We start from the raw sequence: 13,173 nt of genomic DNA, 5'->3' as shown, positions 1-13,173 counted from the left end.
GGGCGAGGCTACTGGCCAATGAGGACGGCCAGCAGGTCGGCGAGCGCGAGGGCGCCCTCGGGGTCATCGGCGTGACGCTGGACGCGGCGGACGGGACCGACCTGTTCGAGGGTGACGTCGGCGCGCGCCAGGACGTACGTGAGGGTCAGGAAGGCCGAACGGGCGTTGCCGTCGTCGAAGGGGTGGAAGAAGCAGACGTCGAGGTAGGCACGGGCCGCGCGGGCGGTGAGAGGGAGGGGCGAGGTCTCGGCCTCGGTCTCGGCGAGGCAGGCGTCGAGGAGGGCCGGGAGGTCCGCGCCGGTGCCGTAGCGCTCGCGGCCCGCCTTCGCGTAGGCCGGGTGTCGGCGGAACGGGGCCTCGGGGACGTCCAGGACATGCCGCTGCCACGCGCTGAGCGTCGCGAACGTCAGCGGCGTACCGGATGCGGCGTCCGCGCGGGCCAGGGCGAGCGCGGTCAGCAGGGAATGGGCGCGGTGCGGGGAACGGGCGTGGTCGTGGGTGCGGATGTCGTGGACGGCGCCGTCGCGGACCGGGTGGCGGGCGGGGAGGGTGACCGGGCGGGCCCGGTGCCAGGGGATCTGGGCGCGGAGGGTGAGCCAGGCGCGGAGGTGGTCCGGGGTGACGGGGGCGAGCGGGGCGCCGGGCGGGTCGGTCGTCATTCGTCGAGGTGGGACTGGATGCGGGCGGAGGTGTAGGTGTAGCCGGGGTCGGCCCCCTCGCCGGTGCCCAGCGCGGCGGCCAGCTGGTCCGCCACCTCGTCCACCAGCTTCCCCTCCGGCGCGATCCAGCTCTCGAACCGGCCGCCGATCGCCTCCTCGACCAGCGCCCGCGCCGTCGCCGGGCCCGTGTCCCAGCGGGTGAGGTACCAGGTCAGGACCTGTCGGCAGTGGGCGTACCAGGCGTCTCCCGAGCCGGTGCGGTCCACGACCTGGAGGATCAGGCGATGGGTGGCGGGCGGTCCCTCCAAGGGGTAGCGGTCGAACCAGTCGGCCAGGAACTCCAGCCACTCCCGCCACTCGCACAGCGCGGCGGCGACCCGTTCCAGCGTCTCCTCGGGGGTGCCGATCGAGTGCAGGGTGCAGCACCAGGCGCCGACGGGTCCGCCGCCCAGGTCCCCCTCGTCGTGCGCCCACCGCCAGCCGGTGCTCCACCTGCCGTACCGCTCGACCAGTGCCTCGGTCATGTCGTCGGCCCAGCTCCAGCCCTCGTGGTGGGACCAGTGGCAGAGCGTGCGGTACTGCTCGGCGGCCTCGACGGGTCCGGACGTACGTTTCTGGACCGGCCGCACCGGGATCCTGCTCGCCGGTTCCAGGCTCCGGACGGTGCCCAGGGCGTCGGCGTGGTCGAAGGCGTGCGTGCGCGGGTCGAGGTCGGTCCAGGCGAGGTCGTAGGGGCGGAGCTCCAGGTTCACCGCACAGACGTTCCATGATGACCGCCCCGAGCTCAACCCAATTAGTCCCTCCCTGAGGCCACCAGCGCCAGTGCCCCGGTCAGCGCCGCGGCGACCAGCAGGGGGATGCCGAGGCCGTGGTGGATCACCAACCAGGCGCCGAGGCAGGCGCCGGCCGCGAGCGCGATCACGGAGGCCGTGCGGCGCGCGCCGTGGGTGCCCGGGCCGCCGCCCGCGGGCGACTCGGCGGCGAGACCCGTCAGGGTGGTGGTGACGACGACCGTGGTCGGGAGGGCGGTCACGCCGAGCTTGCGGACCGTCGCCGTGCGCAGGCCCATCGCGAAGGCGGTGAGGGCGATCACGGTGTAACGGGTGCCGCCCGCGTCCGGGGCGGCGAAGGCGACCACCGCCGCCGCGCCGACCAGCAGCGCCTCGGCGGTCAGTGTGAGCCGTGCCCAGCGCCGCCGCGGGCCACCGCCCAACCGCCTCTCCATCCGGCCACCGACCGCCGCGCCGACCAGGAAGCACCCCAGCGAGGTCACGGTGTGCGGCACCGAGAACCCGGGCGCCCCGGCCGCCGCGAAGCCCAGCACCACGACGTTGCCGGTCATGTTGGCGGTGAAGAGATGGCCGAGGCCGAGATAGGCCACGGCGTCGATGAGCCCACTGACGAAGGTGAGCCCCAACAGCACGAACACCAGCCGCAGGCCGCGTTCCTCGGGACCGGGTGGGGCGGGAGTGGCACTCATCGCCCCAGACAACCACGAAGTGCCTCCCAGATCTCTCCGACCTGGAAGGCACTCTTTCGGTTCTGGGGGACGGCTCAGTACCAGCCGTTCGCCTGCCAGAAGGCCCACGCGCCGGCCGGGCTGCCGTAGCGGGAGTTCATGTAGTCGAGACCCCACTTGATCTGGGTCTTGGCGTTGGTCTTCCAGTCCGAGCCCGCCGACGCCATCTTGGAGCCGGGCAGGGCCTGGACCAGGCCGTACGCGCCGGAGGAGGCGTTGCTGGCGTCGACGTCCCAGCCGCTCTCGTGCTCGACGATGTTGCTGAAGGCGTTGTACTGCGCGGAGCTCGGGATCAGCTTGTGCGCGATCGCCTTGGCCTCGGTGGCCGAGTCGGCGGTCGCGGCGTGAGCGGGAGCCGCGGTCAGCACCATGCCGGCGGTGGCGGCGGCCACGGCGGCGGAGGCGAGGGCCTTCTTCGGGGACGCGATGCTGCGGGCGATGCGGGAGACGATCACGAGGAACCTTTTCTTCGGGGACGGGACGGTCGCGCACACCGTCGGCATGCGTCGGCGCCGAGGCCCAGTGGGCTCGTCGGCGCCGTGCGACGTTGTCCAGAGAAACAGGCTTGAGAGGCGTCCGCAATGACCCCTTTTACTAGTTGTGGTCGAATCGAGTGGAATGGGTGCTGCTGTGACCTGGCTCTCAAAGCGCAGGTCAGAGGGCATTCTGGCATGCCCATGGCGTCCGATATGCCCTACGAGAGGAGATAGTTGGTGATGTGGGTCATGTGGGGTGGTTCACCGCTCAACCGGCGTCGAATGTGACCGCGGTCTCGAACGCGGCCCGCCGGGTGGCTCTGCGTAGCGCCTTGAGCACGGCCGGGCCGGCAGTGAGGGTGAGGACGACGGTCACGACGGCCCGGCCCAGGTCCCAGCCCAGCGAGGTGGTCACGCAGTACGCGACGAAACGGGCGAGGTTGGCCGGGACCGCGGCCTGCGGATCGAAACTGATGCCCGAGGCGAGCGCGCCCATGAAGGGCCACCCCGCCAGGTTCATGATCGTGCCGTAGGCGAACGCGGCCAGGAAGCCGTAGCAGGCCAGCAGCGCCAGCTCGGTACGGCCCCGCAGCCGGTCGGGCCCCGGCAGCAGCCCCGCGCCCATCGTGAACCACCCCATCGCGAGCATCTGGAACGGCAGCCACGGCCCCACCCCGCCCGTGAGCAGCGCGGACGCGAACATGGTGACCGACCCGAGGGTGAACCCGAAGCCGGGCCCCAGCACCCGCCCGCTCAGCACCATCAGAAAGAACATCGGCTCGAGCCCGGCGGTCCCGGCCCCGATCGGCCGCAGCGCGGCCCCGGTCGCCGCCAGCACCCCCAGCATGGCCACCGCCTTCGGCCCGAGCCCGGACTCCGAGATCGTCGCCGCGACGACCCCGACCAGCAGCACGAGCAGCCCCGCGAACAGCCAGGGCGCGTCCTGCGCATGCGCCCCCACCTGCGACCCGGGCGGCGCGAGAAAGGGCCACCCGAACCCGACGACGCCTACGGCACTGACGAGGAGGAGGGCAGCGATGGACCGGGGGCCGAGCCGGACGGGCCGGGTCACGTCAGCGCCTCCCGCACCTGTGTGACCGTGAGCCACTGCTGCGGCGCCAGGATCTTGGTGACCTGCGGGGCGAAGGACGGTGAGGACACGACCACCTCGGTCGTCGGGCCGTCGGCGATCACCTCGCCCTCGGCCAACAGGACGACCCGGTGGGCGAGTTCGGCCGCCAGCTCCACATCGTGCGTCGCGAGGACGATCGCGTGCCCCTCGGCGGCGAGCGACCGCAACAGCCCCACGAGCCGCGCCTTCGCCGCGTAGTCCAGCCCCCGCGTCGGCTCGTCCAGCAGGAGCAGCGGCGGGCGTGCGGTCAGGACGACGGCCAGCGCGAGCGTGAGCCGCTGGCCCTCGGAGAGGTCGCGGGGGTGGATGTCGTCGGCGACACCGGGGAGGAGGTCCGACAGCAGCGCACGGCAGGTGCCGGGGTCGGCTCCCGCGTCCCGGTCGGCCGCCGCGCACTCGGCGGCGACCGTGTCTGCGTACAGCAGGTCACGCGGCTCCTGCGGGACCAGACCGACCTTGCGTACGAGGTCCTTGGGCCGTGTGCGGTGCGGGGTGAGGCCGCCGACGCGTACCGTCCCGCCACTCGGCTCGACCAGTCCGACGAGCGCCCCGAGGAGCGTCGACTTCCCGGCGCCGTTGCGGCCCATGAGGGCGACGGTCTCGCCGGGGGAGACGGTGAGGTCGATGTGCCGGAGCGCCTGGACGCGGGCGCGGCGGACGGCGAGGGCGCGAACTTCCGCGAGGGGGACGGGAGTCGAGGAGGCGGCGGGGGCGGGAGTCGAGGAGGCGGCGGGCGCCGGGGCGGGCGGCACCTCGCGGTCCGCCAACCGCTCCCGCAGACCCCCGGCCCGCCGCCGCGCATCCCGCACCGACAGTGGCAGCGGAGACCAGCCCGCCAGCCGTCCCAGTCCCACCACCGGCGGATACACCGGCGATACGGCCATCATCTCGGCCGGTGTGCCGAGCAGCGGGGCGGCGCCGGGGGCGGGCAGGACGGCGACCTGGTCGGCGTACTGGACGACCCGTTCCAGCCGGTGCTCCGCCAGCAGGACCGTCGTGCCGAGGTCGTGGACGAGGCGTTGGAGCACCGCGAGGACCTCCTCCGCGGCGGCCGGGTCGAGGGCCGAGGTCGGTTCGTCGAGCACCAGGACGCGGGGGTGCGGGGTGAGCACCGAGCCGATGGCGACGCGCTGTCGCTGCCCGCCGGAGAGCGTGGCGATGGCGCGGTCGCGGAGGTCGGAGAGTCCGAGCAGGTCGAGCGTCTCCTCGACCCGGCGGCGCATGACGTCCGGGGCCAGCCCCAACGACTCCATCCCGTAGGCGAGTTCGTCCTCGACGGTGTCCGTCACGAAGTGGGAGAGCGGGTCCTGGCCCACCGTGCCCACGACGTCGGCGAGTTCACGCGGCTTGTGCGTACGGGTGTCCCGCCCCGCGACCGTGACGCGACCGCGCAGGGTGCCGCCGGTGAAGTGCGGGACCAGGCCGCAGACCGAGTTGAGGATCGTCGACTTGCCGGTGCCCGACGGGCCGACGAGCAGCACGAGTTCACCCTCGGGGACCTCGAAGTCCACGCCCCGCACGGCGGGTTCGGCGGCTCCGTCGTAGGTGACGGAGACATCCTCGAAGCGGATCACGACGGCTCCTCGGGGGCGGAAGCGGGGGTGGGCGTGGGTGCGATGAACGCGGGCAGCAGGCCGAGGAGTACGGCCGCCGCCGGCCACAGGGGGAGGGTCGGTGCGACCAGCGGGACGACTCCGGGATGCAGCGCGTCGGGATCGGCGCTCGCCGCGAGGGCGAGCAGCGCGGCGACGGCCGCGCCGGAACCGGCGACCAGCCAGGCGCGCAGCCCCCAGCGGTCGGGGCGGTAACGGGTCCGGATGCTGCGCCGACCCCCCAGCCGCAGCCCGCCGAGCGCCGCCGCGAGCCCCGCGAGCAGCAACGGCAGCCCGTACGTGCCCCCTTCGGCGGTGAGCAGCCCGTACGTTCCCGCGCAGACGCCGAGCAGACCGCCCAGGGTGAGGGCGGCGGTCGTACGGCGGACCGGGGCGGGCACGTCGGCGGTTCGGCCGTACCCACGGGCGTCCATCGCGGCGGCGAGGGAGACGGAACGCTCCAACGCGCCCTCCAGGACCGGGAGTCCGACCTGGAGCAGGCCGCGGACGCCCTTGTCCGGACGGCCCCGCAACCGGCGTGCGGCGCGCAGGCGTTGGACGTCGGCGATGAGGTTCGGCGCGAAGGTGAGGGCGACGACCACCGCCACGCCGATCTCGTACAGGGCGCCCGGCAGGGACTTGAGCAGCCGGGCCGGGTTGGCGAGGGCGTTCGCCGCGCCCACGCAGATCAGCAGCGTGGCCAGCTTCAGACCGTCGTAGAGCGCGAAGACGAGCGCCTCCGCGGTGACCTCGCCGCCGAGCCGGATGCCCTGCGCCCAGTGCGGGAGCGGGACTTCGGGGAGCGTGACGAGCACGTGCGTGCCGGGGATCGGGGAGCCGAGGGCGACCGCGAAGAAGAGACGGATGAGGAGGACGGCCAGCGCGAGCTTGACGAAGGCCGTGTAGGAGCGCGCCCAGGGGGTGTCGGGGCGGCAGGTGGCCACGACGTACGTGGAGACCGCGACGAGCAGCGCGAGGAGGAGCGGGTTGGTGGTGCGGGTGGCGGCGGTGCCGAGGGACAGGGCCCACAACCACCAGGCGCCGGGGTGGAGTTGGAGTCCGCGGCCGGCGGCGGTGCGGGCCCCGAGGCGTGGTGCGCGGACGTCAGCCATGCCTGCGTCGCCGTGCCTGCCACACCGCTGCCGTACCCAGCAGGACGACGGCCCCGGCACCGGCCCACAGCCCGACCGAGGGTCCGCCGTCGTCGTCCTTCGGCGCCTTCTTCCGCGCCTCGGCCGTCGGCTTCTTGCCGGCCGACACCTGCTCCCCGCACCCCGTCCGCGGATACCCCGCGATCGCGCAGAGCAGCGCGCCCGTGTCGTACCGCAGGGGCTTCGCGACCGAGGCGAGCGCCTGCGCCGTCGTCGCGTCGGACGCCACCCGTGCACAGGCCGTACGACGGGCCGGCGGGGTCTCGCCGGACGGGGCGTCCGCCGCCGTACCGAAGTCGATGACGAGCGCGACGCGCTTCTCGCCGTCCTTGGCGGGCGTCCGCGCGCAGATGACGGCGAAGACCGCCGGTCCGCGCGGGCGTGCCGAGTCCGAGGAGTCCTCGCTGACCGAGAAACGGAAGCCCTGGACGTCTCCGTCGGACGGGCGGGCGGTGGAGGGGCCCTGGGTGGCATAGGTCCAGGTGTCGCCGGCGCGGTCCCAGAAGGACCAGTAGCGGTAGCCGGCGGCCTGGGCGGGGGCCGCCTGTCCGATGCCGGCGGCCACGGCGAGGAGGAGGACGGCGAGGCGCAGGGCGTGCCGGGTGCGGGGGCGGGTCACGGCTGCTGCCGCCGTCGGCCGCGGAACATCAGCGCGGCGCCGATGAGCGCGCCGAGCAGGAGGCCGCCGCCGATCGCCCAGACGGCCACCGGGGTGCCGTCGTCCCCGTCCGCCGAGTCGGCGGCGGGAGTGGCGCCGGCGGTCGCCCCCGCGTCGGACGCCTTCTTCGGCGTCGGGCCGGTCGCGCCGAGCAGGTCGACCAGGTTCTGCCCGCCGAAGTCCCGGGGGTCGGCACCCGCGTCGGTGGCGGCGAGGATCAGCTGCGCGTACGCGGCGGGGCCGGCCTGCGCCGCCCACTTCGCGGAGTTCGCCTCCAGCCAGCGCACGGCGGGCTTCGCCTGGTCGGTGAGGCCGGCCGAGGTGAGCGCGACGACCGCGTCGGCGGTGTTGCCGTAGTCGGGCTGGTCCTCGGCGCCGGGCAGCGCGGAGGTCAGGTGGCCGTCCTTGGCGAGGGCCTTGGCGAGATAACCGGCGCCGTTCAGCGCGGCCCGCTCGGGGTCGGAGGTCTTCGTACAGGCGGCCGGGGTCTGGGCGTCGGCGGTGGTCTTGCCGGAGGAGCCGGTCATGGGCTTGCCGAGCGCGCCCAGGACCGCCGCCGCGGTGGCGTCCGCGTTGGCGGTGAGCGCGCCCTTCTTGTCCGGCTGGTAGGCGAAGGCGCCCGCGTCGGCTCCGGTGCAGGGCAGGGCGAGCTTGAGGAGAGCGTCGTAGGGGGACGTGCCCGAGCTGCCGGAGGCGGCACCCTTGCGGATGTCCTGCGGCTTCAGTCCGGCCTTGGCGAACGCGCCGATGACGACGGACGTCGAGTTCGCGTCGCTGGCCCCGCCGGCCGCGTACCCCCACCCGCCGTCCTTGTTCTGCACGGACTTCAGCCAGGCCAGCGCCTTGTCGGTCGCGGAGTCATGACCGCCTAGCGCCGCGAGCGCCTGTACGGCGACGGCGGTGCTGTTGGTGTCGGCCGCGCACGGCTTCCCGGCGTCCGCGCGGAACGCACCGAAGGCACCGTTCGCGCACTGCTGCCCGGTCAGCCAGGTCACCGCCTTGTCGGCCGGGACCACCCCCACGGCGTCCTGCGCGATCAGGGCGAGCGACTGGCGCCAGACGCCGTCGTACGTCGGGTCGGCGGTGCCGTAGAGCCCGGCGGGAATCGCCACGGACGGCGAGGGCGAGGGCGTCGCGGCGAGGGCGGGTGCCGCGGAGCCGACGACTGCGGAGCCGATGACTGCGGTGCCGACGGTTACGGAGCCGATGACTGCTGTGGCGGCGGCCAGGGCCGCGGCGGTGCGGCGGACGGCGTTCATGATCGGCGGATGCCTCTCCCCTGCGGGAGCCGGGCAGGCGCACGGGACACCCCGGGCGGCTCGGCTCCGTATGCCTCGACGGTGCCGTGCGCCGACGGGTTGCCGACACACCTGAGCCGGTCACGATCCGCGCGGGGCGATCCGGCTCACCGGTCCCAGGGCCTCTCAGGCTCTCGCGGACCGGCACACGGTTGCGGGTCAGCGCCGGAATTGCACCGGCTTCCCCCCGTACGGGTGATGACGACCGGGCCACTGTACCCGCCCGTAGCAACCACTCCGGGAGTCGCCTGTGCGCCTGTGCGCTCAGGTCAGACGGCCACGTACGTCACCGGCTCGGTCCCCGGCACCGCCTCGGCCCGCCCCAGCTTCACCAGCCGCCGCAGGTGCGCCTCGGCCTCCGAGACCGCGATGTTCCTTGATCCGTACGGGATTTGGGCCCAGGGCCGGTTCCACTCCATGCGCTCGGCGACCTGCCAGGGGGTGAGCGGCTCGACGAGGAGGGCGCGCAGGCCGGTGAGCCGTTCCTCGTGGTGGTCGAGCAACTCCCGTACCCGGCCCGGTCCGTCGGTGAACGCGTACTGGTGGGCGGGGAGCACCTCGGCCGGGGCGAGGCGGCCGATGCGTTCGAGGGAGTCGAGGTAGTCGCCGAGCGGGTCGGTGACCGTGACGTCGTCGGGATCCTCGTACAGGCCGATGTGCGGGGTGATCTCCGGGAGCAGGTGATCGCCGGAGAACAGGCGTCCGTTGCCGATGAGTTGGGCCGGGTGCGCCTCTTCCAGATGGAGGCAGACGTGCCCCGGAGTGTGGCCCGGCGTCCAGATCGCGCGCAGCCGCCGGCCTGGGAGGTCGAGCAGCTCGCCCGGGACGATCTCGCGGTCCGGCAGCGCGGGGGAGAAGCCCGGCAGGGTGCTGCGCGGAGCGGCGTCGCGCAGGGGCGCCACGTGCTCCTCCGGGGCGCCGACGGTGATCAGCTTGTTGGCCATGTACGAGAACCAGCGCCCCGGCCGGGTCTCCCGCGTCCGCCGCACGATCGCGGTGTCCGCCGCGTGCATCGCGATCCAACTCCCGGACGCCTCGCGCACCTTGCCCGAAAGGCCGTGGTGGTCGGGGTGGTGGTGGGTGACGACCACACCGTGGATCTCGTCCACCGAGGTACCGCACCCCGTCAGCCCCTCGGCGAGCGTGTCCCAGGAGGCGGGGTCGTCCCAGCCGGTGTCGATCAGGACCGGGCCGCGGTCGGTGTCGACCACGTAGACGAGGGTGTGGCCGAGGGGGTTGTCCGGGATGGGAACCTTGATCGACCGTACGCCCCCGCCGTGATCGGCCGTCTCCACCATGGGTTCCCCTATCGCCGCGTCCCGGCCACTATAACTAGAACGAGTTTCGATGGGAGCCCGAGTCATCCGTCCGTCCCGTTCCGTGGACTCCTCCGAGTGGAACTGGTATCAGTTCCACTGAGTGCGTATCTGATGGATCGTCAGAGACTCAGTGGATCGTCAGGGACTCAGTGGAGACTCAGTGGCGAGGATCCGGGGAGGCGGTCGGCCATGGCCGAGCTCGTGGAACACGGACAGCTGTTCATCGGCGGGGAGTTGACCGACCCCCTCGGCAAGGACGTCATCGAGGTCGTCTCGCCGCACACCGAGGAGGTCATCGGGCGGGTGCCGCACGCCTCGCCCGCGGACGTGGACCGGGCGGTCGCGGCGGCGCGCACGGCCTTCGACCAGGGGCCCTGGCCACGGATGACCCTCGACGAACGGATCGAGGTGGTCAGTCGGATCAAGGACGCGATCGCCGTACGGCACGAGGAGATCGCGCGCGTGATCTCGTCCGAGAACGGGTCGCCGTACTCCTGGAGCATCCTGGCGCAGGCGCTCGGCGCGATGATGGTGTGGGACTCGGCGATCACGGTCGCGCGGAACTTCACGTACGAGGAGTACCGCGACGGCGTCCTCGGCAAGATCCTGGTCCGGCGCGAGCCGGTCGGGGTGGTCGCGGCCGTGGTCCCCTGGAACGTCCCGCAGTTCGTGGCCGCCGCCAAGCTCGCGCCCGCGCTGCTGACCGGCTGCACGGTCATCCTCAAGCCGTCGCCCGAATCGCCCCTGGACGCCTATCTGTTGGGCGAGATCGCGAAGGAGGCGGGCCTGCCGGAGGGCGTGCTGTCGATCCTGCCCGCCGACCGTGAGGTCAGCGAGTACCTGGTCGGGCACCCCGGCATCGACAAGGTCTCCTTCACAGGTTCGGTGCCGGCCGGAAAACGCGTGATGGAGGTCGCCGCGCGCAATCTCACCCGCGTGACACTGGAGTTGGGCGGCAAGTCGGCGGCGGTCGTGCTGCCCGACGCGGACATCACGACGTCCGTCCCCGGCATCGTCTCGGCCGCCTGGATGAACAACGGGCAGGCCTGCGTGGCCCAGACCCGCATCCTCGTACCCCGCTCGCGCTACGACGAGTTCGCGGACGCCTTCGCCGCGGCGGCGAGCGCGCTGGTGGTCGGCGACCCGCTGGACCCGGCGACCCAGGTGGGCCCGCTGGTGGCGCGGCGGCAGCAGCAGCGCAACCTCGACTACATCCGCATAGGCCAGGAGGAGGGCGCCAAGATCCTTACGGGCGGCGGCCGTCCACCCGGCCTCGACCGCGGCTGGTACGTCGAGCCGACCCTCTTCGGTGACGTCGACAACTCCATGCGGATCGCCCGCGAGGAGATCTTCGGCCCGGTCATCTGCCTGCTCCCGTACGGCGACGAGACCGAGGCGGTGAAGATCGCGAACGACTCGGACTACGGGCTGTCCGGCAGCGTGTGGACAGCCGACGTGGCCCACGGCATCGACGTCGCCCGCCAGGTCCGTACCGGCACCTACTCCGTCAACACCTTCAGCCTCGACATGCTGGGCCCCTTCGGCGGCTACAAGTCCTCGGGCCTGGGGCGGGAGTTCGGTCCGGAAGGCTACGGCGAGTTCCTCGAACACAAGATGATCCACCTGCCGGCCGGCTGGGAGGCGTGAGCGGTATGGGCGACCGCTGGGAGGTAGAGGTCGACCGCTCCATCTGCATCGGCTCGGCCCAGTGCGTCCACCGCGCCACGGGCGCGTTCCGTCTTGACTCGGCCATGCAGTCCCACCCGTTGGAACGGGAGACCGACGCGAACGAACTCATTCTGGAGGCCGCGGAGAGCTGTCCGGTGGAGGCGATTGTGATCACGTTGCTGGGGAGCGGGGAGCCGGTTTTTCCGCCCGAGGAGTAGCGCGTACGTGCGAGACTCCCACCTCGACTGTGAGTGATCTGTGAGGCGGGAGAGTCATGCGAGGGGTGGGGGCGGTGCTGTCCGCGGCGGTCACGGCCGTGGTGGTCGTGGGGCTGGCGGGATGCGGTGGAGGCGGGGACGGGAGTGGCGGTTCCGAAAGCCATGCGTCCGCGGTGGACGCGGGCGCGCGGACGGTGACGGTCTCCGCTGTGCAGGGGGATGTCCGGGCCGCCCTGCGCGCCGGGGGATTCGGGCGGCCGGCCTTCGCGGACGAGCGGTCGGCGGCGCTTCGGCGCCATCCGTGCCAGGTGGCCGCGCGGGTGCGCACCCACACCGTGCCGGACCGGAAGGCTGCCGAGCGGGTCGTTGCCGAGTTGAAGGACCGCGGTTGGACGGCTGAGGAACCGTTGGCGGACGAAAGCGGGATCGCGTGGGCGTTGGACCGGGACGGCTGGACGTTGAGTGTCGTGTCCGGCGAGGCGTACCCGCAGGAGATGTGGGCGGCCCTTCCGCCCGCAGAGGCGGGTGATGGGTTCAAGGGAGTGGCGGTCTTCGGATTCGGCAGGTGCGACCTCGGCACAGCCACGCCGACACCCTGACCGCCGCCGGCGGCTACTCCCGCCCCCCGGTCTCCGTCAGGTCGATCAACCGGCACACCGTCTCGATGTCGATCTTCACCTGGGCGATGGACGCGCGGCCCGAGAGCCAGGTGATGAGGGCCGAGTGCCAGGTGTGCTCGATGACGCGGACGGCGGAGAGCTGCTCGGGAGTGGGGTGCTCAAGGCCCATCGCGTCCAGGATGATCACCGTCGTCTGGCGGGAGACCTGGTCGACCTCGGGGGAGACGCTGCGGTCGGCGAAGGTCAGGGCGCGGACCATCGCGTCGGCCAGATGCGGCTCGCGCTGAAGCGCGCGGAAGGCCCGCATCAGGGTCTCCGCGACCCGCTGGGCCGAGGTCTCGCCCTGGGGCGGCTTCTTGCGGAGCGTGCCGTGCATGTGCTCCAACTGGTCCTGCATGGTGGCGACCAGGAGGTGGACCTTGGACGGGAAGTACCGGTAGAGGGTGCCCAGGGCCACCTGGGAGGACTCCGCGACCTCCCGCATCTGCACCGCGTCGAAACCGCCCCGGCTGGCCAACTGCGCGCTCGCGTGCAGGATCCGGCGCCGACGCGCCTCCTGGCGCTCGGTCAGCGGCGCGGAGGACGACAGGGAGGAAGGCAGGGGCGACGACGGGGAGGGCGGCGGGGAGGTTCTGGCCTCCGCCTTGGCCGGCTTGGGTTCCGCAGGCATGGGTCCCGTTCCGTGACAGTCGGTGAGGGCGAGTGATCGGACCGATCATGACAGGGGCTCCGCCGTGGTGTGAATCACCTGATCCACTTCTCACGGCGCCCCTACCAGCCGGTAGATTCAGAGCCTCCTGGACGATCAAGTCTGAAACTTGTTCTAGATTAGCGTCCCGGCGTAATCTCGCGGGACAGTGCAG

14 protein-coding genes and 1 riboswitch are annotated in these 13,173 nt (G+C 72.7%); of the genes, 3 read left to right on the top strand and 11 right to left on the bottom strand.

All coding sequences use genetic code 11. The features are described from left to right. Positions 1-8 precede the first annotated feature (8 nt). The 10 genes from ACIQI8_RS12990 to ACIQI8_RS12945 all read right to left on the bottom strand — a co-directional run bounded on the left by ACIQI8_RS12990 (position 9) and on the right by ACIQI8_RS12945 (position 9,783). Positions 9-659 (bottom strand): Fic family protein, encoded by a 651-nt coding sequence (locus ACIQI8_RS12990; RefSeq protein ID WP_402348316.1) that lies wholly within the window; start codon positions 657-659, stop codon positions 9-11. Continuing rightward, the gene (locus ACIQI8_RS12985) at positions 656-1,411 is read right to left on the bottom strand and encodes a hypothetical protein (RefSeq protein ID WP_402348313.1); all 756 of its coding nucleotides are present in this window, start codon (positions 1,409-1,411) and stop codon (positions 656-658) included. Before ACIQI8_RS12985 ends, ACIQI8_RS12990 begins: the two co-directional genes overlap by 4 nt. 41 nt (positions 1,412-1,452) lie before the next feature. Next, positions 1,453-2,139, bottom strand: coding sequence for a YoaK family protein (locus tag ACIQI8_RS12980; protein WP_402348310.1), 687 nt, complete (start codon positions 2,137-2,139; stop codon positions 1,453-1,455). Between the two features lie 74 nt (positions 2,140-2,213). Further along, positions 2,214-2,633 carry a lytic transglycosylase domain-containing protein gene (locus ACIQI8_RS12975; protein ID WP_401727691.1) on the bottom strand — a complete coding sequence of 140 codons (420 nt, stop codon included), beginning with the start codon at positions 2,631-2,633 and terminating at the stop codon, positions 2,214-2,216. Between the two features lie 289 nt (positions 2,634-2,922). Continuing rightward, entirely contained in the window at positions 2,923-3,726 is an 804-nt protein-coding gene (locus ACIQI8_RS12970; protein WP_402348307.1) for an ECF transporter S component, read from the bottom strand. Then, entirely contained in the window at positions 3,723-5,360 is a 1,638-nt protein-coding gene (locus ACIQI8_RS12965; RefSeq protein ID WP_402348304.1) for an ABC transporter ATP-binding protein, read from the bottom strand. The genes ACIQI8_RS12970 and ACIQI8_RS12965 overlap by 4 nt, the downstream gene beginning before the upstream one ends. Next, positions 5,357-6,490, bottom strand: coding sequence for an energy-coupling factor transporter transmembrane component T (locus tag ACIQI8_RS12960; protein ID WP_402348301.1), 1,134 nt, complete (start codon positions 6,488-6,490; stop codon positions 5,357-5,359). The genes ACIQI8_RS12965 and ACIQI8_RS12960 overlap by 4 nt, the downstream gene beginning before the upstream one ends. Beyond that, the gene (locus ACIQI8_RS12955; protein WP_402348298.1) at positions 6,483-7,148 is read right to left on the bottom strand and encodes an SCO2322 family protein; all 666 of its coding nucleotides are present in this window, start codon (positions 7,146-7,148) and stop codon (positions 6,483-6,485) included. Before ACIQI8_RS12955 ends, ACIQI8_RS12960 begins: the two co-directional genes overlap by 8 nt. Beyond that, positions 7,145-8,446, bottom strand: a complete 1,302-nt coding sequence (locus ACIQI8_RS12950) for a prenyltransferase/squalene oxidase repeat-containing protein (protein WP_402348295.1) — start codon at positions 8,444-8,446, stop codon at positions 7,145-7,147. The genes ACIQI8_RS12955 and ACIQI8_RS12950 overlap by 4 nt, the downstream gene beginning before the upstream one ends. A 134-nt stretch (positions 8,447-8,580) precedes the next feature. After that, positions 8,581-8,672: riboswitch (cobalamin riboswitch) on the bottom strand. A gap of 82 nt (positions 8,673-8,754) precedes the next feature. Further along, positions 8,755-9,783, bottom strand: a complete 1,029-nt coding sequence (locus ACIQI8_RS12945) for an MBL fold metallo-hydrolase (protein WP_402348293.1) — start codon at positions 9,781-9,783, stop codon at positions 8,755-8,757. Between the two features lie 210 nt (positions 9,784-9,993). Between ACIQI8_RS12945 and ACIQI8_RS12940 the strand changes: the two genes are divergently transcribed. The 3 genes from ACIQI8_RS12940 to ACIQI8_RS12930 are packed head-to-tail and all read left to right on the top strand — an operon-like array spanning position 9,994 to position 12,289. After that, complete coding sequence (locus tag ACIQI8_RS12940) at positions 9,994-11,451, top strand: aldehyde dehydrogenase (protein ID WP_402348290.1); 1,458 nt, start codon at positions 9,994-9,996, stop codon at positions 11,449-11,451. 5 nt (positions 11,452-11,456) lie between these two features. After that, the gene (locus ACIQI8_RS12935) at positions 11,457-11,690 is read left to right on the top strand and encodes a ferredoxin (RefSeq protein WP_402348288.1); all 234 of its coding nucleotides are present in this window, start codon (positions 11,457-11,459) and stop codon (positions 11,688-11,690) included. 56 nt (positions 11,691-11,746) lie between these two features. Further along, positions 11,747-12,289: a hypothetical protein gene (locus ACIQI8_RS12930; RefSeq protein WP_402348285.1), complete on the top strand. Its 543-nt coding sequence runs from the start codon at positions 11,747-11,749 to the stop codon at positions 12,287-12,289. Between the two features lie 13 nt (positions 12,290-12,302). On the opposite strand, the gene ACIQI8_RS12925 is transcribed toward ACIQI8_RS12930, so the two are convergent. Further along, entirely contained in the window at positions 12,303-12,980 is a 678-nt protein-coding gene (locus ACIQI8_RS12925) for a TetR family transcriptional regulator (RefSeq protein ID WP_402348282.1), read from the bottom strand. Positions 12,981-13,173 lie beyond the last annotated feature (193 nt).

Origin of the sequence: Streptomyces sp. NPDC092369 (genome assembly GCF_044755245.1) — a bacterium.
In the GTDB taxonomy this organism is placed as follows: domain Bacteria; phylum Actinomycetota; class Actinomycetes; order Streptomycetales; family Streptomycetaceae; genus Streptomyces.
The sequence above is the reverse complement of the archived record's forward strand: the minus strand, read 5'-3'. Positions and strand labels throughout refer to the sequence as shown.